This window comes from Aeromonas sp. L_1B5_3, from assembly GCF_963866575.1.
Classification (GTDB): domain Bacteria; phylum Pseudomonadota; class Gammaproteobacteria; order Enterobacterales; family Aeromonadaceae; genus Aeromonas; species Aeromonas jandaei.
In genome coordinates this window covers 1-271 of the sequence record NZ_CAWMDN010000092.1, presented here as the reverse complement: position 1 = coordinate 271, position 271 = coordinate 1, and the positions used below count along the sequence as shown (strand labels likewise).

Annotated in this window: 1 protein-coding gene; it reads left to right on the top strand. The window is 57.2% G+C overall.

Annotated features, from left to right (window positions below; translation table 11 throughout):
- Nucleotides 1-196, top strand: a 196-nt coding sequence (locus AACR93_RS05605) for a head-tail joining protein (RefSeq protein ID WP_043852313.1), incomplete at its 5' end; no start/stop codon positions are given.
- Nucleotides 197-271: the final 75 nt, after the last annotated feature.

Below are 271 nucleotides of genomic sequence, written 5' to 3'. Positions count from 1 at the left end.
GCTTGGCGAGTATGAGGCCGATACCAGTGAGCCGCGCATCAGTGGCAAAGAGGTGGACATGGTCGGCATCAGCCGGGGTGATGAGGTGGTGGTGGCCGGAGAGCGGTTTGATGTGATGACCAGCCCGCAGGCCGACGGCACCGGCTGGGCGCTGGTGACGATGGCACGGCAGGGAAATCACCACGCGGCGGTTTAACTATGAGTAATTTCGTTTTTGATATTGATTGGGGTGAGCTTTCGGCTATCGCCAATGAAATAGAAGCGAGTGAAA